At 49.9% G+C, this 23,818-nt stretch carries 19 protein-coding genes; 12 read left to right on the top strand and 7 right to left on the bottom strand.

The genetic code is table 11. The features are described 5' to 3' along the window. Positions 1-29: 29 nt before the first annotated feature. Together sufD and sufC are read right to left on the bottom strand one after the other, a co-directional pair. The gene (gene sufD / locus AAHB90_RS06740; protein ID WP_342084173.1) at positions 30-1,349 is read right to left on the bottom strand and encodes a Fe-S cluster assembly protein SufD; all 1,320 of its coding nucleotides are present in this window, start codon (positions 1,347-1,349) and stop codon (positions 30-32) included. Positions 1,350-1,406: 57 nt separating this feature from the next. Beyond that, a complete protein-coding gene (sufC, locus tag AAHB90_RS06735) occupies positions 1,407-2,165 on the bottom strand; it encodes a Fe-S cluster assembly ATPase SufC (RefSeq protein ID WP_090385328.1) in 759 nt (252 codons plus the stop codon). Positions 2,166-2,424: 259 nt separating this feature from the next. Here sufC and AAHB90_RS06730 point away from each other — a divergent pair, with 259 nt between their 5' ends. Both AAHB90_RS06730 and ctlX read left to right on the top strand, forming a co-directional pair. Continuing rightward, positions 2,425-3,876, top strand: a complete 1,452-nt coding sequence (locus AAHB90_RS06730; protein ID WP_342084172.1) for an arginine deiminase family protein — start codon at positions 2,425-2,427, stop codon at positions 3,874-3,876. A 157-nt stretch (positions 3,877-4,033) separates the two neighbouring features. After that, positions 4,034-4,990, top strand: a complete 957-nt coding sequence (gene ctlX, locus AAHB90_RS06725; RefSeq protein WP_342084171.1) for a citrulline utilization hydrolase CtlX — start codon at positions 4,034-4,036, stop codon at positions 4,988-4,990. A 60-nt stretch (positions 4,991-5,050) separates the two neighbouring features. Here the strand turns inward: ctlX and AAHB90_RS06720 are convergent, their stop codons facing one another. Then, positions 5,051-5,509 (bottom strand): hypothetical protein, encoded by a 459-nt coding sequence (locus AAHB90_RS06720; protein WP_342084170.1) that lies wholly within the window; start codon positions 5,507-5,509, stop codon positions 5,051-5,053. Between the two features lie 231 nt (positions 5,510-5,740). On the opposite strand from AAHB90_RS06720, the gene AAHB90_RS06715 reads away from it, so the two are divergent. Both AAHB90_RS06715 and hemW read left to right on the top strand, forming a co-directional pair. Further along, on the top strand, positions 5,741-7,813 hold the full coding sequence (locus AAHB90_RS06715; RefSeq protein ID WP_342084169.1) for a TonB-dependent receptor: 2,073 nt from the start codon (positions 5,741-5,743) through the stop codon (positions 7,811-7,813). Further along, positions 7,813-8,937: a radical SAM family heme chaperone HemW gene (gene hemW, locus AAHB90_RS06710; RefSeq protein WP_342084168.1), complete on the top strand. Its 1,125-nt coding sequence runs from the start codon at positions 7,813-7,815 to the stop codon at positions 8,935-8,937. Before AAHB90_RS06715 ends, hemW begins: the two co-directional genes overlap by 1 nt. Positions 8,938-8,985: 48 nt before the next feature. Here hemW and AAHB90_RS06705 read toward each other — a convergent pair whose 3' ends face one another. Further along, positions 8,986-9,405, bottom strand: coding sequence for an OsmC family protein (locus tag AAHB90_RS06705; protein WP_342084167.1), 420 nt, complete (start codon positions 9,403-9,405; stop codon positions 8,986-8,988). 268 nt (positions 9,406-9,673) lie between these two features. Here AAHB90_RS06705 and AAHB90_RS06700 point away from each other — a divergent pair, with 268 nt between their 5' ends. Next, the gene (locus AAHB90_RS06700) at positions 9,674-10,219 is read left to right on the top strand and encodes a hypothetical protein (protein ID WP_342084166.1); all 546 of its coding nucleotides are present in this window, start codon (positions 9,674-9,676) and stop codon (positions 10,217-10,219) included. 85 nt (positions 10,220-10,304) lie between these two features. After that, complete coding sequence (locus AAHB90_RS06695) at positions 10,305-10,925, top strand: DUF1684 domain-containing protein (protein ID WP_342084165.1); 621 nt, start codon at positions 10,305-10,307, stop codon at positions 10,923-10,925. Between the two features lie 60 nt (positions 10,926-10,985). Here AAHB90_RS06695 and AAHB90_RS06690 read toward each other — a convergent pair whose 3' ends face one another. Continuing rightward, positions 10,986-11,495: a YcxB family protein gene (locus AAHB90_RS06690; RefSeq protein WP_342084164.1), complete on the bottom strand. Its 510-nt coding sequence runs from the start codon at positions 11,493-11,495 to the stop codon at positions 10,986-10,988. Between the two features lie 281 nt (positions 11,496-11,776). On the opposite strand from AAHB90_RS06690, the gene AAHB90_RS06685 reads away from it, so the two are divergent. The 6 genes from AAHB90_RS06685 (at position 11,777) to AAHB90_RS06660 (ending at position 17,051) form a co-directional block, all read left to right on the top strand. Continuing rightward, positions 11,777-13,831, top strand: a complete 2,055-nt coding sequence (locus tag AAHB90_RS06685; RefSeq protein ID WP_342084163.1) for a BatA domain-containing protein — start codon at positions 11,777-11,779, stop codon at positions 13,829-13,831. A gap of 82 nt (positions 13,832-13,913) precedes the next feature. Beyond that, positions 13,914-14,120, top strand: a complete 207-nt coding sequence (locus AAHB90_RS06680; RefSeq protein WP_342084162.1) for a hypothetical protein — start codon at positions 13,914-13,916, stop codon at positions 14,118-14,120. Positions 14,121-14,254: 134 nt separating this feature from the next. Further along, positions 14,255-14,569 carry a type II toxin-antitoxin system VapC family toxin gene (locus tag AAHB90_RS06675; protein WP_342084401.1) on the top strand — a complete coding sequence of 105 codons (315 nt, stop codon included), beginning with the start codon at positions 14,255-14,257 and terminating at the stop codon, positions 14,567-14,569. Between the two features lie 151 nt (positions 14,570-14,720). Further along, positions 14,721-15,860, top strand: a complete 1,140-nt coding sequence (locus AAHB90_RS06670) for a 5-(carboxyamino)imidazole ribonucleotide synthase (protein WP_342084161.1) — start codon at positions 14,721-14,723, stop codon at positions 15,858-15,860. Between the two features lie 9 nt (positions 15,861-15,869). After that, positions 15,870-16,361 (top strand): 5-(carboxyamino)imidazole ribonucleotide mutase, encoded by a 492-nt coding sequence (purE, locus tag AAHB90_RS06665; RefSeq protein WP_342084160.1) that lies wholly within the window; start codon positions 15,870-15,872, stop codon positions 16,359-16,361. Between the two features lie 60 nt (positions 16,362-16,421). Beyond that, positions 16,422-17,051 carry a LysM peptidoglycan-binding domain-containing protein gene (locus AAHB90_RS06660; protein WP_342084159.1) on the top strand — a complete coding sequence of 210 codons (630 nt, stop codon included), beginning with the start codon at positions 16,422-16,424 and terminating at the stop codon, positions 17,049-17,051. 78 nt (positions 17,052-17,129) lie between these two features. Here the strand turns inward: AAHB90_RS06660 and AAHB90_RS06655 are convergent, their stop codons facing one another. Both AAHB90_RS06655 and AAHB90_RS06650 read right to left on the bottom strand, forming a co-directional pair. After that, on the bottom strand, positions 17,130-20,027 hold the full coding sequence (locus AAHB90_RS06655; RefSeq protein ID WP_342084158.1) for an outer membrane beta-barrel protein: 2,898 nt from the start codon (positions 20,025-20,027) through the stop codon (positions 17,130-17,132). 170 nt (positions 20,028-20,197) lie between these two features. Then, positions 20,198-23,812: a PAS domain S-box protein gene (locus tag AAHB90_RS06650; RefSeq protein WP_342084157.1), complete on the bottom strand. Its 3,615-nt coding sequence runs from the start codon at positions 23,810-23,812 to the stop codon at positions 20,198-20,200. Positions 23,813-23,818 lie beyond the last annotated feature (6 nt).

The raw sequence follows: 23,818 nt of genomic DNA, 5'->3' as shown, positions 1-23,818 counted from the left end.
TTAATTCGGATAATTAAACCCGCTGAAAGCTATTTCGAAGCCAACTTCTGGGTGATGACGTTTTCCAGATATTCACGAACCGAATCGATCTTGATCTGCGACACGACGTCCGCACAGAATGCAAACATCAAAAGCGACATGGCTTCCGGCTGGGAAATCCCGCGGGAACGCATGTAAAACAAGGCTTCCTCGTCGATCTGGCCGGTCGTGGTACCGTGCGAGCACTTCACATCGTCGGCAAAGATTTCCAGCTGCGGTTTGGTGTTCATCGACGCATCAGGCGACAAGACGATGTTTTTACAAGATTGAAATGCGTTGGTCTTCTGAGCGTCGGGGCGAACGAAAATCTTCCCGTTGAAAACACCTTTGGATTTATCCCGCAAAATACCCTTGTAAAGCTCGTTACTTTCCGAGTTGGGCTTCTGATGGTCTGCAACCGTATGGTTATCCACGTGCTGGGTGCCGTCCGGAAAATACAACCCGTACATATGTGCATCGCAATGCTCACCGTCCAGGACGATATTCAAATTGTTGCGTGTGAATTTGCCGTTCAGCGTTACAGTACCCGCATAGAAGTGCGAGCGGTCGAGCATGCGCACCTGGGTAGTGCCTATGTGGTAGGCATTCTCACTTTCGTTCTGCACTTTATAATACTGCACGTTCGCTTCCTCGGCCACGTGGATTTCAGTCACCACATTGGTAAACGAACGCTGGTCACCCAGGGTTCTGAATGCCTCAGCCATTTTCACCTGCGAATTTTTACCGACGGAAATGATGTTGCGGGGCTGGCTTCCCACATTTTTCTCCCGCGCGTCGCTGACAAAACGAAGGATGATCGGATGTTCAACCGACTGGTTATCGGGAATATGGATAAATATACCGTCCTGGGTAAAGGCCGTATTCAATGCTGTAAAGGCATCGTCAGCATCCTTGGTCAGTTCGTTGAAATGCGCTGCAACCTTGGCAGGATCATGCTTATATGCTTCGGCCAGTGAGCTGATTGTGATCTTTTCAACCGGAGAAATAATGGTGGACAGATCCGGGTTGTAGCGGCCATTGACAAAATACAGGATATTGGCTTCCTGCTTGGGCACTTTCAGGTCTTCCAGTTCAGCCAGGCCAATGGAGCTTTCCGCATTGAAGTCGTAAGAAACACTGATCAGGTCTCTAACATTGCTATATTTCCACTCCTCGTGTTTGATCGTCGGGAAGCCTAATTGCTCAAACCGGGCCAGTCCTGCGCGCTTTTTCTGGTGGAATTCAGAAGACGCCTCACCATTCATCACTGCCTCGCGGGCATGAAAATCAGTGATCAGTCTCGTTTTTAAATCTATTGTTTCGGTACTCATCGATAATGGGGTATGGTGCTGTGTTGGGTTAAGTTTTAAACGGACATCTGCCTTTACTTAACCTACCGCTTCAACTTCCGCTTTGATCCAATCGTAACCTTTTTCTTCCAATTCGAGCGCAAGCTCCTTCGGTCCGGATTTGACGATCCTTCCTTTGTACAATACGTGTACATAATCAGGTACGATATAATCCAAAAGACGCTGGTAGTGCGTCACAACGATCGTTGCACGCTCAGGCGAGCGAAGCGAGTTGACGCCTTCGGCCACGATACGCAATGCGTCGATATCCAGGCCCGAATCCGTTTCATCCAAAATCGCCAGTTTCGGTTCGAGTACGGCCATCTGGAAGATCTCATTACGCTTTTTCTCGCCACCGGAGAAGCCTTCGTTCAGTGCGCGTTTCAACAGCGAGTCGTTCATGCTGACCAGCTTGGCCTTTTCACGCACCATTTTCAGGAACTGCGCAGCATCCAGGGGCGCTTCGCCTTTATATTTACGGATTTCGTTAACCGCCGTCTTCAAAAAGTTGATCGTGGTAACGCCCGGAATTTCGACCGGATATTGGAATGCAAGGAAAATTCCTTCCGCAGCTCTTTCCTCGGGAGCCAGTTCAAGGATTTCCTTTCCTTCAAAAACTACATTTCCGCCAGTAACCTCGTACTCTTCCCTTCCTGCCAACACCGAAGCCAAGGTACTTTTGCCGGAACCGTTGGGCCCCATAATCGCATGCACTTCACCCGGTTTGACTTCCAGATTGATGCCTTTTAATATTTCCTTACCTTCAATGGAGGCACGCAAGTCATTAATAGAGAGCATAACTGATTTTATACTTAAAAGATAGTTCGTGGTAATTTCCCGCAAAAGTAATACGCATTAGCCGTAAATGAAAATGAGCCTCAATGTCTTAAACTACGGACCACTCATCTTCTACAACCTTTTTAAGTGGCAGGATGTTCCCGCGACAAAGATATTTCTGCCTTAAACGGTCAGAGAATAAACGGGTTGAAGAAAGGCCGGTTTTTAATTCCCGAAGAAACATTTACTTTGTGCCCCCAGCGTTCCAAACACTTCATTTATGGCTATCAATCCAATATCCGGGCTGCCGATTGGCGTATCCTCCGAAACAGGTACCCTGAAAAGACTGCTGATCCACAGCCCCGACCGTGGCCTGGGCAAGGTAGTGCCCAGCAAGGCCCAGGACTGGCTTTTCGAGGACATTGTGCATCTTGACACGATGCGCAGAAAAGAATATGACTATTATGTAAAGCTGCTGCTGTACTTCCTTGACCCTGATAAAATCAAAGGTAAAATCAGCGAAATCAATGAAGACCCTACCCGCTCCTACTTTATCCCGGGTACTGACAAATATTTCGCCTCCGACCATGTAGTGGACATTCAAAGGCTGCTTGGAGACATACTCGAAGATCAGCGCATACGTATTAAGCTCACCGCGGCTATTTGTGGTATAGAGCGTTGTTCCTACAAAATCCAGGAGGAACTGCACAGCTTCGATGCGCACGAACTGGCCCGCATTTTCATTTCAGGTTATTGTTCCGATAAAAGAATGCTTTTCGCCCCACTGCCTAACCTTATTTTCACAAGGGATATAGGCATTGTGATCAACGACCACATTCTGCTCAACAAACCGGCCAAAGCCGCGCGTACCCGCGAATCGATATTGGCGCAGTTCGTGTTCTTTTACCACCCGATGTTTGCCCATATCAAGGAAAACATTATTGAAATACCTGAAAACGAGCGGCATTTTCTGTTGCCCGATGATGAAAAGGCCAGCGACTATCAGCGCTGTACGCTCGAAGGCGGCGATGTGATGATGGTCGCGCCCGGCCACTTGCTGATCGGTTGCAGTGAGCGCACCTCGATTTACGCCGCCCAACAGGTGATGAAGATTTTGTTTGATAAAAATGTAGTCGACAAGATCACTATCATTAAAATTCCTAAGAAACGGGACTACATGCACATCGACACGATTTTTACCCAGGTTAAAAAAGATGTCTGGGTACTTTTGGGCTCGCTGGCGCGCGTGGGCGACGAGGCCCGAAAAAAAGATGTGCTGCACTTCTTTGCGCCTGTGGATGTAAACAAGGAGTTCAGGATCTTACAGTTTGCCAAAGGCAGTGAGCAGCATCCCCGGGAAATTGAGAACCTGGAAGATCTGCTGACCGAGATCAGCCGCGAGGATCTTGGCGTAAGCGGCCCGGTACGTTTCATTTACTCGGGAGGGAACGAATTCCCCTACGGAGAGCGCGAGCAGTGGACCGACTCCTGCAACCTGCTCGCCCTGCGCGACGGGGTGGTCATCGGCTACGACCGTAACGACAAGACCCTGGAAGCATTCAAAAAAGAGGGCTTCAAGGTAATTAGCGCCAAAAGATTGCTGGAAAAATTCGAGCATAACGAGCTGGCTCCCGAAGATCTTACCGACACCTTCATCACATTACCCTCCGCTGAGCTTTCGCGCGCCCGCGGCGGGTCGCATTGCATGAGCATGCCGCTGCTGCGCGGATAGCGGGCTACGCAAGCCGGGCTGCGTAAGCCGGGCTGCGTAAGCCCGGTGTGTTCCGAATCTTGATGTTGTAATCAAGCTGTCAGAATCGTAAATTGCATAAAGGATTTTCCTTCACGTTATAAAAAAATCTGGTTTCCAAACATTACTCCATACTCCCATGCGCGTCATTACTTCATCCGCTCAAATCCAGCCGCAGTCCACATCGCGGATCATGATGATCAGGCCCGTACGGTTCGGTTTCAATGAAGAAACCGCCGCAAGCAACGATTTTCAACGGGAGTCTTTCGCCGAGCAGACCAAGGAAACAGCCCAGCAGACGGCCCGTGAAGAATTCGAGCTGATGATCGACCAGTTGCAAAAAGCCGGTGTGGAGCTGCATATTTTCGACGACAACGAGCAGGTAGACCGCCCGGACGCTGTTTTTTCCAACAACTGGGTTTCTTTCCACCAGAGCGGGAAAGTCGTATTGTACCCGATGATGGCCGAAAACCGCCGGTTGGAACGCCGCATCGACATTATCGATGCGCTGGCGGGCGATTTCAACGTCGAAGAAGTGATCGATTTAACCCATTTTGAAGCGCAGGGTAAATTCCTGGAAGGTACCGGCAGTATGGTTTTCGACCGCCGTTACAAGATCGCCTATGCGTGCCTTTCCCCGCGTACGCACAGGGAAGTACTCGACGCATTTGCGCAGGCCCTAGGTTATGAAATCATCGCATTCTCCGCTTCCGATGAGAACGACAAACCCATTTACCACACCAACGTGCTCATGTGCATTGGCGATATTTTCGCAGTCGTTTGCCTGGAAGCGATCAAAGACCCCGATGAGCGGCAGATGGTGAGGTCGGTGCTTGAAGAGACCCATAAGGATGTGATTGAAATATCGCTGGAACAAATGCGGCATTTCGCCGGTAACATGCTGATGGTACGAAACGGGAAGGGCGACAAGTTCCTGGTCATGTCCACGCAGGCCTACGAATCGCTCACACCGCGGCAAAAGGACCTGCTCGACGACTACGCCCGCTTGCTGCATACCGATCTCTCGGTGATCGAGGGCAACGGTGGCGGCTCTGCCCGGTGCATGATGACCGAGATTCACCTACCTGTCAGATAACAAAAAAATGCTCCGGAGGACCGGAGCATTTTTCATAATTGTATAACCCTCATCAATTTATTAGTCGTTCAGGTCCGCCTTTACTTTGGCGATTTTTTCTTTGGTGTTGGCCTTGAACTCGTCCCATTTGTCTGCCGTCTCATTCTGGGCTCGTTTCCAGGAAGCCTGCAGCTCTTCTTTTTCGGCATTCAGCTCTTTTTTGCGCTCCTGCCATTTGGCTTTTTCCTTGTCTGCAGTCTTGTCAATTTTGGCGTCGGCCTCCTCGATTTTACGGTCGAGCTTTCCGATCGCATCGTCAATATCTTTTTTCAATTCCTCTTTATCTTCCTTCACTTTGGCTTCAAAATCATCCCCAGCTTCCTTGATATCGGCTTTGGCGTCGGCCACGTTTTCGTCCATGTCATTTTTAGCTTCTTCCACCGTTTCTTTGGCGGAGTCTTTTGTTTTGTCTGAACAGCCGGTCAGCGAAAGTGTACCGACCAGTAACAGAGAGGCGACAATCCAGGTGATCTTTTTCATGTTTTTGGGTATTAAGGTTGAATTCGGTAATTGTTTGATTGCTTCTCTCAGAGCAAAAAGCTTACCAGTGAATAAGGCGCATTTCAACATGTTTTATGTGGAAAATTCTTCTCAGAGCGCTGGAAGTCGTTGAACTTCGCATCATACTGGGCCGTTAAGCGCACAAGGACATCTTGAAACTGTTGGCATTTATGATCAGCTTTGCATTTTATTGATATATACTAAACCCATATGCTCAAAATCTCTATTACCGGTGCTCTTACCGCCTTCCTGATTTTTCATGATTCCGGGCCGGCGCGGGCCCAAAGTGATTCGCTGCAAGCCCGGGACCTGCGCGAGATCACCGTGCACGCATTTGAATCCGAAAAAGACCCGCTTACCACTACCGCGACAGTGGGAATGCTTAGCCCCCGTTCGCTTGGCCGGTTTTCCAATTACACCTGGGCCAATGCGGTCAATACCATCCCGGGTGTGCGCATGGAAGAGCGCTCGCCGGGCAGCTACCGTTTTTCGGTCCGGGGAAGCCTGATCCGCTCACCATTTGGCGTGCGGAATGTGAAATTTTACTGGAATGGCATCCCCTTCACCGACGCGAGCGGCAACACACCGCTGAATTCGCTCGATTATGGCGCTATTCAAAGTATGGAGGTGATCAAAGGGCCCGGCAGCAGCATTTACGGCGCAGGTACCGGCGGTGTGGTGCTCATGCACAGCAGACCGGACAACGAATTTCTGAACCGCGCCGAGCAAAGCGTAAGTTTTGGCAAATACGGTTTCCAAAGCCGGAATTCCACCATGCAGATTGGCGACATTTCCATTCAATATGGCCACAGCGAGCAGGACGGCTACCGCAACCACAGCGGCATGGCGCGCGACGCGATCCGGTTTAGCTCTACCTCGGCCATCGGCGAAAAGGGTACGCTCTCGTTGCTGGGAATGTACTCGGATCTGTTTTATCAGACGCCAGGCGGTATCAACCTTGCGCAGTATCAGACCAACCCCAAACTCGCCCGCCAGTCGACAGCGACCATTCCGGGCAGCGAAGCACAGAAGGCTGCCATTTATACCAGACTCGCATTGCTGGGCGGCAACTATCTGTTGCAGCTCTCTGACAGATGGACGCAGTCTACGGCATTGTATCTGACCTTCACCGATTTTGCCAATCCATTTATTTCAAACTTTGAAAAAAGGGATGAGAACGGCATTGGCGGTAGGAACATCTGGCAAAACAAATCTGAATGGGGGAATACAAAAACCAACTGGACCAGTGGTTTTGAATGGCAATACGGCAAATCCGCGCAGCGGAATTACGACAACAAAGGTGGCCTGGCCGACAAGCAGCAGACGGCCGAGGATATCAGAACAGCAAGCCTGTCGGTTTTCAGCCAATTGGAAGCGACTTTGCTCACCGACCTGACCCTGAGCGTAGGTTTGAGCTACAATACCTCTAAATATAAATACGAGCGCTATTTCCCCCTTCCCTTCAACAAGGACCAGAAAACTTTCGACGGCATTCTCATCCCGCGTTTTGCGGCCAACAAGGTTATAACAGGCAACTGGTCGGTGACTGCCTCATACAGCAGCGGCTTCTCCCCTCCTACCTTGCAGGAAGTGCGGCCTTCGGCGGGTGGTTTCCGCAAAGACCTGGAAGCTGAAAAGGGCAACAATACCGAGATTGGTATCCGAAAAGCCGGAAAGGTTATTTCCGGGGAAATCAGTCTTTACCACTTCGGGCTCCGTAACGCGATCGTACGCAGGCTCGACGAGGCGGGCGCGGAATATTTCGTAAATGCGGGTAAAACAAGGCAGAACGGCCTGGAATGGACCTTAGGATGGGATATTCTTTCCAACCCGAAACTACCGGTGATGCTCAAACTCTGGAATACGGGCACTTATACCAAATATACCTACCAGCAATTCCAGCAGGCCGACGCTGATCTGAGCGGGAAACTGATTCCTGGCATTCCGCGTTTCTCACAGTCGACCGGTCTGGACGTACTGCTTAAATACGGCATCTCGGCATTTCTGACCTACCAGCACGGCGACTCGTTTTATCTGAATGATGCCAACACTGTTAAAAACACGGCCTACAATCAATGGACGGCGCGCGTGAGCTGGAAAAAGAGCTGGGGCCAACACTTTTACAGTGAGCTGTCCGCATCGGCCGAGAAGGTCAATGCTGGCATTTACAGCCTGGGCTATGATCTGAACGCATTCGGCAACCGCTATTATAACGCCGCGCCGAAAAATAACCTCTGGGCCGGAGTGAAGATCGGCTGGGAGTGGGCAAAAAACACTAAATAATGCACTTATACCTCCATATCCCCTTTTGCAAACAGGCTTGCCATTATTGCGATTTCCATTTCAGTACCAATACCGCCAACAAGCGGGCCATTGTGGAGGCTATTGCAAGGGAGATTCTGCTGAGAAAGTCATACCTGCCGGAAGGGGATATGGAAACGATTTATTTCGGGGGCGGAACCCCGTCGCTGCTCGATGAAACCGAGCTGCATTTGCTGCTGGATACCATTCACAAACACTTCCGCGTTTCGCCGGATGCGGAAGTAACCCTGGAAGCCAACCCCGATGATCTTAGCGAGGCTACCCTGCAAATGCTCGCCAAAGCGGGCATCAACCGCCTAAGCATTGGTATTCAGTCTTTCCACGAGCCGCATTTGCGCTTTATGAACAGGGCGCATTCAGCGTTGGAGGCAGAGCAATGCGTCAAACTGGCCCAAGATGCGGGTATCGACAATATCTCCATTGATCTGATTTACGCCATCCCCTCCGAGGATCATACCATCCTGCTCAGTGATCTTTCCAAAGTATTTACGCTGGATGTGCCTCACATTTCCGCTTACTGCCTGACGATTGAGCCGCAAACCGCCTTTGGAAGCTGGCTAAAAAAGAAGAAGCTCCGGCCTATCGAAGAAGAATATGCGGCCCAACAGTTTGAGATACTGCTAAGAGCCCTGGGCGAGCATGGTTATGAGCAGTACGAGATTTCCAATTTCGCCCGAGATGGCCGTTACAGCAACCACAACAGCTCCTACTGGAAGCAGCGCCCCTACCTGGGCGTAGGCCCAAGCGCTCACTCCTACAATGGCGAAAGCCGCGAGTACAACGTTTCCAATAATGCCAAATACCTGCAAGCTGTTCAGAAAGACATTATTCCCTCGACTATCGAGCAGCTTACGCTTGCCGATCAGACCAACGAATACCTTTTAACGGGCCTGCGCACCAAATGGGGCGTGAAAATGCAAAAGCTCGAAATGCTTTCCAACGGCGCATTTACATTACAGCACTCGGGTGAATTAGAAAAAATGACCCGGAGGGGTTGGATCAGGGAGGAAGCGGGGATACTACTGCTCACCCAGGCCGGTAAGCTCTTTGCCGACCGGATAGCCAGCGATCTTTTTATCGAGTAAAACAACGGTTTGCCACGCCTGACGACATGGCAAACCGCTCTGTTGTGCTTATAGCAATTCTGCATTCAAGGTGATTTCCGCGTTGAGCAGCTGCGAAATAGGGCATTCTTTTTTTGCCTTATCGGCAACCTGAGCGAATTGCTCGGCGCTGATACCAGGAACCTGCGCTTTCAGATCGATCGCGCTTTTAACGACCTGGCCTTTTGCAGGGTCAAGGGAAACAGTAGCGGTGGCGTTTAGCTCGTCGGCCGTGAACCCTGCCGCATTCAATTCGAAGCTCAGCTTCATGGCGAAACATCCGGCGTGCGCAGCGGCAATCAACTCTTCGGGGTTTGTTCCCTTACCTTCGGCAAAACGGGTATTGAAAGAATACTGGGTATTTTCCAGAACTGTACTCTGCGTGCTGATCGTACCTGCACCTTCTTTGCCGGTACCTTTCCAAATGGCTGTTGCTTTACGGTTAATCATCGTTGTTCCTTTTAATGTTAGTTGATCCTAAAATCGTTGTTTTCGGGAAAAGTAGCACGCAAACGATATCTACGCAAACAATACCTTTATTAAAAATACAATAATTACTTACCGTCCTCTGTTCCAGTGTATGCCTCCCTGTGATGCATGGAACGGCATTTTTTAGTTAACAAAGGTTAATGCCCGATCGGGATTTAAACTTTATAATTGCATCATCATCTAATCACAGAATTTTAACAGATTTCTCAATTATTTCAACTAACAAGTCATGAACAGAAAATTCTTGCCCCTGCTGTTACTCGCTATCGCCGCATTATTCCAAAGTTGTGAGGGCCCCAAAGGCGATCCAGGCCCTAAAGGCGATCCGGGAGATTCTTATATTGGACAAACTTTCGACATTATAAATGTGGATTTCACCGCCGCGAACAAGTATTCCTATACACTGAACTTCGATCAGCAAAAAATTGAAGTTTTGCCTTCCGATGCAGTGCTGGTTTATGTTTACTGGAATGATGCCGGAAATTTGAAAGCATACCGCCCACTACCTCAGACGGCGTTTCTTACAAATCCTAACGGTATTATCACTTACAATTTTGATAGGACTGACGACGATATGATGATCTTTCTCGACGGCAATGTCAACCTTGCAAACGTAGCCACTGACTGGACCAAAGGTTTTGAGTTCCGCGTAGTAGTCGTCCCGTCCGACTTCCTGAAGCGCACCAACGCGGAAGTGGATCTGAACAGCTACGAATCGGTTGTGAAGGCATTCAATATCGACGAGTCGAAAGTGAAGAAAATTTCGGCTCAATAAGCAAAAAGTTCCCGGGCTTTTGGGTTTCTGGAATAATTTTTATAAAATCCGGTAAAAATTACCGGATTTCTTTTTTCCCTGCCTTATGAAAATTGTTTTTAGCACACTCTTTACAGTTCTGGTCGCGGCGTTTGGATCACAAGCACAAACTTTTACCGAAGAGACTAATCAGTATAGAAAACATTACAAGGAGGAGTTCCTGCGCTCAGAGAACTCGCCGCTCAAAGAAGCGGACCTGCCCTATTTGCAGTTCTACGAGCCAGATTCGTCCTACCGCGTGGAGGCCCGCTTTGAGAAGGCCAAAGGCAAATCGTTTGAGATGCCCACTTACAGCGGGATGAATAAAACCTACGTCAAATACGGGGTGCTCAAATTCAAGGTCAACGGCAGAAGGCAAAAATTGACCGTATACCGTAGCCTGAGCCTGCAGCAACTGGCCAAATACAAGGATTATCTTTTTGTCCCCTTCAAAGACAAAACCAACGGCTCGGACACCTATGGCGGGGGCCGATATCTGGACCTGAAAACGACCGACCTGAAAGACGGCACCTGCATTCTGGATTTTAACAAGGCATATAATCCCTACTGCGCATACAGCACCGGCTACAACTGCCCGATTCCGCCACTGAACAACCATCTGGCGATCGCAGTCACTGCGGGGGAAAAGAACTTCACCAAACATCATCAGGAGGCCAGTATCAAATAGCGGCCAACAAAAAAACGGGATGCCTTTTCAGACACCCCGTTTTTTTGTGATAAGCCCTTATCAGGCTTTCAGCATCTCTTTTTGCTTCAAAATCCGCTCGAAAACTTTAATATCGTGCTCCGAAGTGAAGATCGTGAACGGCAAATGCAGGAATTGTCCTTTGGAAATAACCAGCACATAAGCGTCTTTATCTTTATAACCTTCCTGGATCTGCTCCCATTTCATGACGCTTCCCTCTTTCTGGTTGAGCTTCATAATGATCTGGCGGTTGTCGATCTCATAGGAGAATTTCTCGAACATGGGCTTGTATTGCGCCAGTTGGGTGATGCCCGTGAACTGGATCAGCCAGAACAGCACGTAAAGGATCGCACCCACCAGGGCGGTGATGTAAATCCACAAATTGGGATACACACCCGTCAGGTTAATGACCGCATTGATCAGGATAATGGCCAGTGGGATAAGCCCCCATTTAAGCTGCGTCTTGAAAAAATAACGCATGGCCAATGAAATGTATTTTTGGGTAGGTAAGGCGTACTTCTTGGTACGAACCGCAGCTGGGTTCGTAGGCATTTGATAGACGGGCTGGTGTTTGTTTACCGAAACTTTGGCCATAACTCTGTTTAAATTAACGATCTTCCCTGTTGCCACGGGTATTGAAAAAACATGCCCCGGGCAAAATGAAGTGCAAAGTTAGAAAAAAGCGTCCGAGATATGAGAAAGCGCTACAAATAAAAAACTGTTATGAGAAATTGGTGTAATTTGTCTTTCCTAACTGCGTTGAACATTTGAAAAGTGCCGTTTTGAAACCATATTCGGCCACTGATCACTGACACAAGACTATCCTAAGCTACATGAGTTTCCTTTTCCCGTCCTTCCTGTGGGGTTTGCTGGCCATCTCGGTCCCGATCGCCGTACACATTTTCAATTTCAGGCGGACAAAAAGGGTATACTTCACCAATGTCGCTTTTTTAAAGGCAGTTGAAACCCAGACCAAGTCCATCCGGCAGATCAAGCACTGGCTGGTAATGGCCGCGCGGATACTGGCCATTGCCTGTCTTGCGTTCGCATTCTCCCAACCATTCATTCCCGCCGAAAGCAATGTAGCCGTCGACAGACGGGGCATTACCAGCCTGTACCTGGACAATTCGCTGAGTATGGAAAGCGAGTTGAATAACAAACGCTACCTCGACATTGCTACCGGTCGCCTGGGCGATTTATTGGGATTGTTCAAGAATGCAACCTCACTCCAACTGGTCACTAACGATTTTTCAGCCCAGGAACAAGGCCTGTACCCCGCCGAAAAGCTTCGCGACCGCCTGACGACCGTCGGACTTTCGGGCACGCCCCGTACGCTCGAACAGGTCTACAAACGACAGCAAAACCTGATAGCCCGGCATTCGCAGTCGGGTAAAAATCAGCTTTTCTGGTTTTCGGATTTTCAGAAAAGTACCGCGGGAAACCTTTCGGCTATTCAAGCCGATTCGACCAACCGGATTTTTCTTGTGCCCGTGCAGGCCGAAGCTGAGAAAAATGTGTTTGTGGATTCTGCCTGGCTGAACACACCCTTCATCCGAGAGCTTCAAAACAATATATTATTCGTAAAGGTGAGCAACTCGGGCAACCGCGAGGCGCGCAACGTGGTGCTCAGGCTGAGCCTTGATAATACGCAAGCCTCGACAGCTTCTGTAAACGTGCCTGCAAATGGCAGCGCGACAGCGAAGTTCAACTTCAACCTGAAAGGAAAAGGTTATAAAAAAGGGCAGATCACTTTCGATGACTTCCCGGTCACCTTTGATAATGACTATTATTTTGTGCTCAATGCGTCCCCGCTCATACGGGTGCTGCACGTGTTCGGCCAAAAACCGGAAGGAAACTATATCGAGAATGTATATGCCAATGACAGCCTGTTTGCCCTGCAAAGTTACAGCGTCCAGAATGTGGATCCGGGCCTGATCAAAAACGCGGATCTGGTCGTCTTGGAGGGCGTTACACAGCTTTCGGGAACTTTACCGCAGGATTTGCAGGATTTCGTCCGTCAGGGCGGCAGCCTGGCCATGATCCCGCCTGCTGCGCCGGCGGCCGATAGTTATGGCCGCTTTTTAAACGGGTTAGGTATTAACGGAATTGCCGCCGAAAAGGCGCAAGCCCCGCTACCGCTGGCTGTTCCCGACCGCAATAACCCTTTTTTCAGCGATGTTTTTGAAGAATCGATACGGCAGGAACTGAACCTTAACCTGCCGGGCGCATCGCCCGTATGGAGCTGGGCAAGTGCAGGGCAGCCGCTGCTGAGCTTGCGCAATGGGCAAAGCTACCTTGCTCAGGTGTTATCCGGTTCGGGCAAAACGTATTTGTTTGCCGCCCCGCTCGGACAGGAGCATGGTAATGTATCGCAGCATGCCATATTTGTGCCGGTCATGTATAAAATCGCCGCTTCCAGCGTCCGGCAGCAACGCACCTCGTTTACCTTTGATGAAAACCCTATCAGCCTGACTGTGGGCAGGCCCAAGCCTAATTCGGTATACAAACTCAGACGCAACAAAACCGAGATAATCCCGGTGCAGCGGGTGGCAGGAAACCAGCTTTTGCTTGAAATTCCCCAGGGTGACCAGGCCTCCGAGAGCCTTACCGCAGGCTATTTCGAGCTTGTCCTGGACAATAAAACAGAGCAGGTCATCGCCCTGAACCACAACCATGCCGAGTCTAAACTGCAATACTATACTCCCGACGAGCTGCGCGCTGCATTTTCAGGCCAAAAAAACGTGCAGGTCTTCGACCGGATCGACGACGATGCCTTTTCAACCGCTTTCCAGCAGCAGAATATGGGAACCAATCTTTGGAAGTTCTTCCTGTACGCAGCGCTGTTCTTCCTGTTGGTCGAAATTGGTCTGATCAGGTTTATGAAATAGCAATTATCCTGTGACGATTTAAAGGTTTTTCGGCCCGGAGGTGAATGCGTAAATTTGTAGAAATCAAAAAAAGCACACCACTATGAAAACACCTTCCCAAAATAAATCTGCCAAAAAGCACACCAATACCATTCAGGCTGTATCGTATCCTGATCTTGAAGAAACATTCGCTCCCCAGCTCAACGAACCCTTTGCTTCCTACGTGCGCCTCGATCCCGTCGCACACAGCCGTGTCATCTGTGAGGAACTGACACCCGAAGAAGAAGCCATGGCAAATATCCTAATGTGAAGCCTTTTTCACACGTTTCGGATTCCGCCGAATATGTAAAAAGAATCCGTCGCGATTTCAGGTGTTAATATGCTCTTGCTGGATACGAATATTCTCATTGATTATCTGAGGTGAAAGCAATCGGCTATTGAGTTATTGACTGTGCTGGTAAGCCGGGTTTCGCGGTTAATACCGTTATCGTGCTGGAACTTTATAATGGCTGTCTCAATAAAGCTGAGCTGGCAAAAATCAGGCGCTTGTTGAATGGATTCAGTCACTTTGAGTTGAATGAAGCCATCGCACAAATGGCGACGCATATTGGCCACAAGTTTGCGTTGTCACACTCAGTAACTGCTCCGGATGCTCTAATAGCGGCGACTGCAATGATTTACAATCTCGAACTACGGACCGCGAATCTAAAAGATTTCAGAATGATTCCCGGGCTGAAAGTGTCGAACGCATTACAATAACCGCATTTTCGTAATGACAACACAAGACTTGCTGACCTTTTCGTGCGTGGCAATACCCGACATCCTTACCATTCCTGATCCACATTTGCCGAACATCGCTTTTTTCTCACCCGTTTTTAAACCAATTTTGCGGGAAAATATCATTCAATAAATGCTTTCATCCCGAATTGGAATCCTAGGTGGCGGGCAGTTGGGCCTTATGCTCCTGCAAGCGGCCGTGGATTGGAACCTCGATATTCATGTACTTGATCCGGACGCAGAAGCGCCGTGCCGGAAAATAGCGCCCCACTTCTCGCAGGGCTCCCTGCAAGATTTTGATACTGTCTACCACTTCGGTAAGGACCTTGACATCATTACCATTGAAATCGAGAAGGTGAATGTGGAGGCGCTGGAAGCGCTGGAAAAGGAAGGAAAAAAGGTTTATCCTCAACCGTCGGTGATCCGTCAGATTCAAGACAAGCGGATTCAAAAGCAGTTCTACGCCGACAAGCAGCTTCCCACCGCCGAATTTATCCTCACAGAAAACCGCGAGGATGTTTCCAAACACGTTTCATTTCTCCCCGCGTTCCATAAACTCGGCAAAGACGGTTACGACGGACGCGGCGTACAGCGGCTGAGCTCGGCCGATGACCTGGGCAAAGCATTCGACAGTCCGGGCCTGTTGGAAAAAGCAGTCGCGTTCGAAAAAGAACTTGCCGTAATCGTTGCCCGCAACGCGAATGGCGAAATCCAGACTTTCCCAACGGTGGAAATGGTGTTTCATCCCGAACACAACCTGGTAGAATACCTGTTTGCCCCGGCCGAAATCAGCGGTGAAGTCGATGCGAAAGCGCAGCAAATCGCCCGCGATACGGCCGAGGCGTTCCAGATCATAGGACTGCTGGCGGTAGAGTTGTTTCTTACGGCCGACGGCCAGATACTGATCAATGAAGTGGCGCCCAGGCCCCATAACAGCGGCCACCACACCATCAGAGCCAATGTGACCTCGCAATATGAACAGCATTGGCGGGCCATTCTGAACCTGCCGCTGGGCAGCACGCACGCGTACGGCCCCTCGGCGATGGTGAACCTGCTCGGTGAAGATGGCTACCAGGGTCCTGCCATTTATGAAGGGATGGAAAAGCTGCTTGCCACGCCGGAGGTATTCCCGTTCCTTTACTGGAAAGCGACGACTAAGCCCTTTCGCAAAATGGGCCACATCACGATCATGGACGCGGATATCGCCTCGCTGAAAGCGAAAGCGGATTTCGTCAGAAACAATATCAAAGTAATCAGTCACCAAACCAAGTAAAACATACCAATGGTAGGGATTATCATGGGCAGCCTTTCCGACAGAAAGGTCATGCAGCTAGCCGCAGACGCATTGACGGAACTGGGCGTTTCATATGAGATGGAGATCGTATCGGCGCACCGCACACCCGAGCGTATGCTCGAATACGCAGCCTCGGCGCGCAGCCGCGGGTTGCAGGTGATCATCGCCGGCGCAGGCGGGGCTGCGCACCTGCCAGGAATGGTCGCGTCGCTGACCTCCCTTCCGGTGATCGGCGTGCCCGTGCTGTCGAGCAATTCCATAGACGGCTGGGATTCTGTTCTTTCGATCCTTCAAATGCCGGCCGGTGTTCCGGTGGCGACTGTGGCCCTGGACGGGGCGAGAAATGCCGGTATACTGGCCGCCCAAATTATCGGAGCAAGTGACGCTGCCCTGGCAAATAGGCTAGATGCATTCAAAGAAAGCCTCAAAGAGAAAGTTGCGCTCATGAACGAGGAATTGAAAAATCACCTTGGAAACTAGGTTGTCTTTATTATTTTCGTAGAAAATTAACTCCACTAAAAAATAGAATCCGGCCAGGTTATGGAAGACGAATTCCCGAAAAAAAGAAATATCCGTCCCACTGAAAAGTCGAATCTGCCTATCGTTACATTGCTCGTGTTGGTTTTGCTGGTATTGGCAATGCTGTATGTGGGCTACGAATATATTTCTGACAGTTCGTCCAGCTCCGAGGAACTAACATCGGTAGTCGTCGATTCGACCCTGGAAGAAAGCGCAGCGGAACCCATCACCGACGAGCCGGTACCTACCGAGGAGCCAGAGGAAAAAACCAAGCCCGAGCCGGTTAAAGAGAAGACCGAAGAGCCCAAAAAAGAGGAAAAGCCAACTGTTTCGGCTTCCTCCCTGGGAGGCGAACAAATAACGCACACCGTTCAGGGCGGCGAGACTTTTTCAAGCATTGCATCGCGCTATAACCTGAAAACAGAAACTTTAAAGGGCCTGAATCCTTCCGTTTCCGATGTGAAAGCCGGCACAACCAAGCTGAAAATACAGGTAAAAGCGGTTCATACCGTAGGCCCGGGCGATGTACTTCGCGTGGTGGCCAGCAAATACGGCGTGACCAAGGAAGCGCTGATGAAGGCAAATGGCAAAAGCCGTGATTTCTCCGAAAGAGGTGAAAAGCTGATCATCCCCTTCCCTGAGAAAAAATAGATTTTAGCATGGATGCAAAGAGAATCCCGGAGCCGAACGCCCCGGGATTTTTCTTGGCACTGATGAAGGGTTTAAAGTCTAATCGTTGAAACCCCGGCCTGCGCCGCCAGGTCCGCGCTCACCACCGCGGGGGTAGCCCGCTCCTGAGTCGAAATCACGTCTTCTGTAATTGCCCTCGTTGTTGGCAGGCATCTTGCCAAAGTTTCTCAGCGTATAAGTGAATGTGAGCATAGCGTACTGGGTAAGCACCCTGTTGGTAACATCCTGCACGTAAGTCTCGGTAACGTTACGGGTAATGCTGTTATTCTGTTTGAGAATGTCGAACACGGTCAGTTTCAGCTCCCCTGCATTGTTTTTCAGGAATTTCTTGCCGATGCTCGCATTCCAGAGCGTAAAGTTCTGATTATAACCTGCGCCCAGCCCGCGATACGACTGGTTGTTGATGTCACTTTGCAGTACAAATCCTTTCCCGAATATCCAGTTTACACGTCCGGTGATGCCTTGCGTATAGTAATTGTTATTCAGGTTGGGCTGGATACTGTTGCGCACCACGTTGTAGTTGCCCGAATAGGAAAGGGTGAAATCCAGCTTTTCGCTGATGTTGCTGCTAATGACCAAACCCTGCGAAACGGCATAGGTATTCGAATAATTCGGCACGTTGTTGATCATCCCAGGCGAGCGTACATAGTTAAAGCCGGTGGTCAGGTTCAGATTCAGCTTCAAGGGCGCAACAGGCTTTCCGTAAGCGATGAACGAGCGGGCATTCCAGCTTCCGTCTACGTTGATCGGCGCGGTGAATTTAGCACCTCTTTCCAGAAACAACCCATTGGGCAGTGTCTCGGGCTTTTGAGCGATGTAGGTCGAATTCACGATCGCGTTATTGGTCTGGGTCACAAAAATCATCGCATTAAAACTGTAAGGTCTTTTAGCCCCGGCCAGTGAATAGCGGACATTGAACATATTGCGATATTCCTGTTTCAAGTCGGGGTTACCAGCCGTGAGCGACAACGGATTGCTATTATCGACCACATTCTGCAATTGGGAGATCGATGGCTGGTTGGTCGAGCTGCGGAAAAAGGCCCGGAATTGAGCCCCTTCTTTCGAACGGTAGTTGATCATTGCATTTGGCAAGATGTTGGTAAACGACTGATCGACTTTGTTGTTGACCGGCGCCAGCTGCTGACTATAAAGGCCGGTATTCTGAAAGTCCACACCGACATTGGCCGACCAGCTGTTTTTGCGGTAGCGGTAACCCAAACCCGCGCGGTTTGTAATATAGCGGTTATCAAAATTATTGGTTAGAAGCGAATCCAGGTCCGTATAAGTGCCCTCTTCGTAGCTCATATTATAGGTATCCTTGTTGGAATTGCTATTCTGCACGGTCAGCCCATAGTTGAACTGCAACTGTCCGGTGGAACTGATCGGCTCGGTGTACACCAGGTTTCCGCCCAGGGTGATACCGTCAGAATGCGTAAAGCTTCGCTGATCGATCGTATCGCCCCGCATGGCAGTATCGCCCAATGCCAGGTTATCGAAATAGGTATTTCTTGAATAGAGATCGCGGCGGCCATTCTTGTCATTGACCTGGGTATTAAAATTAAATGAAACCGTGCGGCCCTTTTTCTCGAAAGCGTGCCGGAACAAAATGTCGTTGGAGAAATTATATCCCTTGTTGGCATTGCCCTGGCTGTTGTCCGAGCTGTTGACCTTGCTGCCGTCGGATGCCAGCGTCGTCAGCCCCGCCTTCACACTTCCCGAATGGTTGTCCTGAAAGCTCAGGCGCGGGGTAATGATCAATGAGTTCTTGGGATCGATATTGTATTCGATGCGAAAGTTCAGGCGGTGATTGGAATTGGTCGTGTTTGTACGGCTGTTTTCATTGTAGAACTGGTTGCTGCCAGCGCCTTGCAGAAAGTACTCCTGTGATGTCCCCTGCACATTACTGTTGCTGGTTCTGTTGAAGAAATAGCTGCCGCTGACATCGAGCTTCTTGCCGATTTTGTTGGAGTAGTTCAGACCAAACGAATTCGTACCGGTAATCCCGCTCTGGTTGCCGACCAGAAAATTACCGGCAGAGCCTCCCCCGCCGCGGTTACCGCCTCCACCGCCGGAAACGCCCAAAAGGTCCTGGTTGGAAAAATTCTGGTTATTGATATTGTTGCTCAATCCGATCACGGATATACGCTGGTTGCCTTTGAAAAAGCTTACATTTCCGCCCGCCTGATAGCGGTCGTCGAGCCCGTATCCGGCGAAAACCTTTCCGAACTGTCCCATACGCTTGTCAGCCTTGGTGACAATGTTAATCGTCTTTTGAGCATTACCGTCGTCAAATCCGGTGAATTGAGCCTGATCGCTGAGTTTGTCGAACACTTCGATCTTGTCGACGACCTCTGCGGGAAGGTTTTTAAGGGTTAATGCGGCATCATCGCCAAAAAATGGCTTACCATCTACCAAAACCTTATTAACGGTCTCGCCATGAGCCGTAACCGTACCGTTCGCCACGGTAATGCCGGGCATTTTCTGGATGAGGTCTTCGGTGGTCGCATCCCGGTTGGTTTTGAATGCGGCCGCATTGAACTGCGTAGTATCTCCCTTCTGTTCCATGGCAGTGACCTGCCCCACGACTTTCACTTCTTTCAGGTTAGCGACTGCCTCGGTTAGGGTGATTGTCCCGATGTTTTCAATGTCTTTGGTGACAGTCACCGTCCTGGTGAAGTCTTTATAACTTAAATAGGAGACTTTGATCAGGTAAGAAACCTGTTTGCTCAAACCGGTAAAAGTGAACCGGCCATTGACATCCGTCGTCACATATTCGGGCTTTGCCTCCGGGGTGTTGCGGCTCACTGCCACATAGGCGCCTACCACCGCCTGACGGCTCACACTGTCAAGGACCGTGCCGGTAATCTGCGCATTTTGCGCCAAGGCCGGGGCGGCAAAACCGGCAAGTAACAGGACGAGGAATGTAAATCTGTTCATGACTTGTAAAGGTTTATTGCAGGTTAGAGCCCCCTTTCCTACCAAAGTTTAATGCGCTGCGGCAATAAACCTTTACAATCGACAGTACCGGATATTTTAATAGACCAACAGGCCATTTTCACCGACGAACAGGCAGGCGCTTGCGCTGCCGTCCGAGCGGTATTTGTACGCTATTTCAGCCATTCCCCCAGTAATCCCTTATAACTTGCCAGGAATCTTTCATAAGCTTTCTCCAATGCCGGCAGTGCCTCTGCGAGTGTGCTCGTATCGTCGGATTTGAGGCGCCATTCGGCATCCCTTGCAATCTCGGCCACCTGCGAGACGCCTACGGTACCTCCGCTTCCTTTCAGGGTATGCAGGTTGCTTTTTACCGTTTTGATATCACCGGCTTTATAAGCTTCCAACGCGCCGGCTACCAGCTCATTGGATTCAGTCACAAAGTCCTCGAAGACCGACCATACCAGATCTGCGCCTCCGATGCCATTGAGCTGCTCGATAATTTCCTTGTCGAGCACCGGCACCATCGCCTCCTGAGCGATTTCCTTTTGCTTTTGTTCGAGCTTGCGGTTTTCGATGTTGCCCATCAGCTCCTTTACCTTCTGCACGAGCGTCTGGGCGCGTATCGGTTTGGCAATATAATCGTCCATTCCCTGGCTCATAAACCGGTCGCGGTCCTCTTTCATCGAGTAAGCCGTCATTGCTACAATCGGCGGAAGGCCTTTGGAGAAGCGCTTTTTCAGCTCCTGTGTCGTTTCAACGCCGTCCATGTCGGGCATTTGAATATCCATAAAAATGATATCGTACCCTTTCGAATCGGAATGGTACCTTTTCTCTACCATTTCAATCGCCTTGAAACCGCTTTCAGCCATATCGGTCTGGCAACCCGATTTTTTCAGGATTTCATTGGCTACCTTCCGGTTCACCGCATTGTCGTCGACCAGCAGGATCAACGGGTGGTAATCGGCAAACACGTCCTCGATCGGCGTATCTTCCAACTGGGTAATGGTGCTCACCTGCGCGATAGAGGTTTCCTTTGTTTCAAAGGTAAACCAGAATGTGCTACCCTCTCCCAGCGTAGACTCGACACCGATCTCCCCGTTCATCAACGCGCAAAGCTGCTTGGAAATAGCCAGCCCCAGCCCTGTTCCGCCAAAGGATTTACGTGAGGAATTATCCAGCTGAGTAAATGATGTAAACAAGATCTGTTTATCAGTGGCGCTGATACCGATGCCCGAATCCACTACCTCCACTTTGATCTTGTGAAACAGTCCTTCTTTTTTCAGCAATGTCAACAGCACCTTCACTGAACCATTCTCGGTGAATTTCAACGCATTCGAGGTCAGATTGGACATGATCTGCAAGAGCCTTGTCTGGTCTGCGATGATGAACTTGGGAATATCCGGCCCGATGTGATAAGTGAGCGTATTGCCCTTGCTCTTGGCGGTTTGTCCGAAAAGCGACACCAGTTTAAGCAGCAGTTCCTCCACCGCGATCGGCGCTTCGTGCAGCTCCATTTTGCCGGCCTCGATTTTGGAAAGGTCCAGAATGTCGTTGAGAATATTCAACAGCGTCTCCGATGACCGCTTGATCGTGAGCACGTAATCCTTTTGCTCGGGATTCAGCGGCGTCTCGCCCAGCAGATCGATCATGCCGATCACCCCGTTCATTGGCGTGCGGATTTCGTGGCTCATATTGGCCAGAAACCCTTCCTTTACTTTCAGCGAACGTTCGGCGTGCTCTTTGGATTTGAGCAGTTCAAGCTCATTACGTTTGAGCTCTGTGATGTCGCGCGCCAGCACGGCCACTTCGGTGGGTTTGCCTTTGTCATTGGTAAACATCAGCATATTGATCATGAACTGACGCTCGGTCCCATCCTTGCGGTACATGGTGATCTCAAAATTCCTCAGGCTTTTGGTTTTCCGAAGCCGTATCAATGCGGAATGGATACGCTTTTTGTCGGGGAAAAACTCGGTTATCTTATGGCCGATCACCTCTTCGGGCAGATATCCTAGCCGTTTCAGCACCGATTGGCTGATCATGGTGATCTCGCCCAGCCGGTTAATACGGCAATAAATGTCCTGCAAGTTTTCAAATATTCCCCTGAAAAGCTCTTCGCTGTGCCTGAGTGAAAGTTCGGCTTCTTTGCGGCGCGTAATGTCACGGGCAATACCGGACACTTCCTCAATCACCCCATCGGCATAATGAATCGGGTTAAGGTAAAATTCCAGCCACATTTCGCCCGCATCTTTCCGGTCGATCTTGAATTCGAAATACTGCGGCTCGCCGCGAAGTGCCTGCCGGTATTTGGTTTCAAGCGTCCGGCGGTTGCTGTTGCCGACCATCCGCCAGCCGAATTTCTCAGCGCTCGATTGCAGCGATGGCCGCACGCCAAGCTGATTATGGATAAGGTCTGCGTAGTTTCTGTTAAACGAGGTAAGTTGAAGCGCTTTGTTTACAGACCATATCAAATGCGAGCTGCTATCGAAAATCGCGTTCAACCTGGCCAGATACTTGCTTAATTCCTCCTCGCTCTGTTTCCGCGCAATCGCCATCGCTACCTGGCCGGATATAAATTCGAGCAGTTCCAGATCACGGGCATCGAACATATTCGGATCGTCATAGGATTTCACCCCGATGATCCCTGTCACCCGGTCGCCTATACGCAAAGGCACGCACAGGAGCACTTTCGGTGTGACGCCGTACAAATAAAGGCTGTTGGTTTTGGCCAACTGCTCGATGTCCTTGTCCGAGAGAAACAATGGCTTGTTGGAAGCAATCGCATATTCGGTCAGCCCGTTTCCGAGCTTTCTGCGGGTAAACCTTACATTTCCTTTGAAATACTGATCCACATAATAAGGGAAGTAAATGTAGCTCTGGCTGGGATCATATAATGCGATAAAGAAGTTGCGCACATCAATGATCTTGCCCAGCTCTTCATGGATTCCCTGGTAGAATTCTTCCAGATTTTGGGTATTGACCGTCCAGTTGGCAATGCTGTAATACAGGTTCTGAGCTTTTTCCGCTCTTATTTTTTCTGTAAAATCATTGAGAATACAGCGGAAAGCAGTCGGTTTGCCATTATCGAAACGGCAATTTACGCTTCCTGCCACAAATACTTTTTTTCCCTCGCGGTTCATAAAAACCGCCTCAAAGCTCGGATTGGCAATGCCCTGCTCGATCCGTTTCAGCTGTTCAAGCGCCTCCTCCTTATGCTGCGGATGCAGAATGTCCTCCATTCTCATGGAAGCGATCTCATCCAGACCATAACCGAGCACCTCACGCCAGGCTTTATTTACAAATATGAATTTACCGTCGATGGCCACCAGTTGGATCAGGTCACTGGTATTGTCCACCAGGTCCTGCAACTGGGAATTGGATTTGGCGATGGCCGATTCCATCCTGCGTCGGCGGGTAATGTCGTCACCCACAAGCGTAATGCATTCCACTTCCTGGTTTTCCTGATGGATCAGCACCGAATTGATCGAGAAGGTCCTGAGCGTTCCCTTCTGGGCCAGAAAGGGCACCTCGCGCTGTTCGAGTTTACGCTTGCCCTGGATACCTTCTTCAAGCATCTGCCGCACTTCGTACTCCTCTTCCCTGGGGATCAGCTTATCGAATATGCTGAAACCCACCAGATCCGACTCTTGCCAGCCCGTTTTGATGAGCGCATGTGGGCTTATGCTGCGGATAATAAAGTCGGGCGAAAAGGTAATTCCAATCAGATTTAAATGCTGAAGTGTGTGGTGAATAGTCTGCCAGTCGGTTTGGGATAAAATCAGTTCCATGGGTGC

This window comes from Dyadobacter sp. OTU695, from assembly GCF_038440355.1.
GTDB lineage: Bacteria > Bacteroidota > Bacteroidia > Cytophagales > Spirosomataceae > Dyadobacter.
This window is presented reverse-complemented; position numbering and strand designations above follow the sequence as displayed.

Excerpts from the sequence above, each read along its gene's own strand:
- AAHB90_RS06730 (WP_342084172.1), top strand. The coding sequence starts at position 2,425 with ATGGCTATCAATCCAATATCCGGGCTGCCGATTGGCGTATCCTCCGAA.
- AAHB90_RS06695 (WP_342084165.1), top strand. The coding sequence starts at position 10,305 with ATGAAAATTGTTTTTAGCACACTCTTTACAGTTCTGGTCGCGGCGTTT.
- AAHB90_RS06655 (WP_342084158.1), bottom strand. The coding sequence starts at position 20,027 with ATGAACAGATTTACATTCCTCGTCCTGTTACTTGCCGGTTTTGCCGCC.
- ctlX (WP_342084171.1), top strand. The coding sequence starts at position 4,034 with ATGCGCGTCATTACTTCATCCGCTCAAATCCAGCCGCAGTCCACATCG.
- AAHB90_RS06690 (WP_342084164.1), bottom strand. The coding sequence starts at position 11,495 with ATGCCTACGAACCCAGCTGCGGTTCGTACCAAGAAGTACGCCTTACCT.
- AAHB90_RS06715 (WP_342084169.1), top strand. The coding sequence starts at position 5,741 with ATGCTCAAAATCTCTATTACCGGTGCTCTTACCGCCTTCCTGATTTTT.
- AAHB90_RS06720 (WP_342084170.1), bottom strand. The coding sequence starts at position 5,509 with ATGAAAAAGATCACCTGGATTGTCGCCTCTCTGTTACTGGTCGGTACA.
- AAHB90_RS06705 (WP_342084167.1), bottom strand. The coding sequence starts at position 9,405 with ATGATTAACCGTAAAGCAACAGCCATTTGGAAAGGTACCGGCAAAGAA.
- AAHB90_RS06685 (WP_342084163.1), top strand. The coding sequence starts at position 11,777 with ATGAGTTTCCTTTTCCCGTCCTTCCTGTGGGGTTTGCTGGCCATCTCG.
- sufC (WP_090385328.1), bottom strand. The coding sequence starts at position 2,165 with ATGCTCTCTATTAATGACTTGCGTGCCTCCATTGAAGGTAAGGAAATA.
- AAHB90_RS06680 (WP_342084162.1), top strand. The coding sequence starts at position 13,914 with ATGAAAACACCTTCCCAAAATAAATCTGCCAAAAAGCACACCAATACC.
- purE (WP_342084160.1), top strand. The coding sequence starts at position 15,870 with ATGGTAGGGATTATCATGGGCAGCCTTTCCGACAGAAAGGTCATGCAG.
- AAHB90_RS06670 (WP_342084161.1), top strand. The coding sequence starts at position 14,721 with ATGCTTTCATCCCGAATTGGAATCCTAGGTGGCGGGCAGTTGGGCCTT.
- AAHB90_RS06700 (WP_342084166.1), top strand. The coding sequence starts at position 9,674 with ATGAACAGAAAATTCTTGCCCCTGCTGTTACTCGCTATCGCCGCATTA.
- sufD (WP_342084173.1), bottom strand. The coding sequence starts at position 1,349 with ATGAGTACCGAAACAATAGATTTAAAAACGAGACTGATCACTGATTTT.
- hemW (WP_342084168.1), top strand. The coding sequence starts at position 7,813 with ATGCACTTATACCTCCATATCCCCTTTTGCAAACAGGCTTGCCATTAT.
- AAHB90_RS06650 (WP_342084157.1), bottom strand. The coding sequence starts at position 23,812 with ATGGAACTGATTTTATCCCAAACCGACTGGCAGACTATTCACCACACA.
- AAHB90_RS06660 (WP_342084159.1), top strand. The coding sequence starts at position 16,422 with ATGGAAGACGAATTCCCGAAAAAAAGAAATATCCGTCCCACTGAAAAG.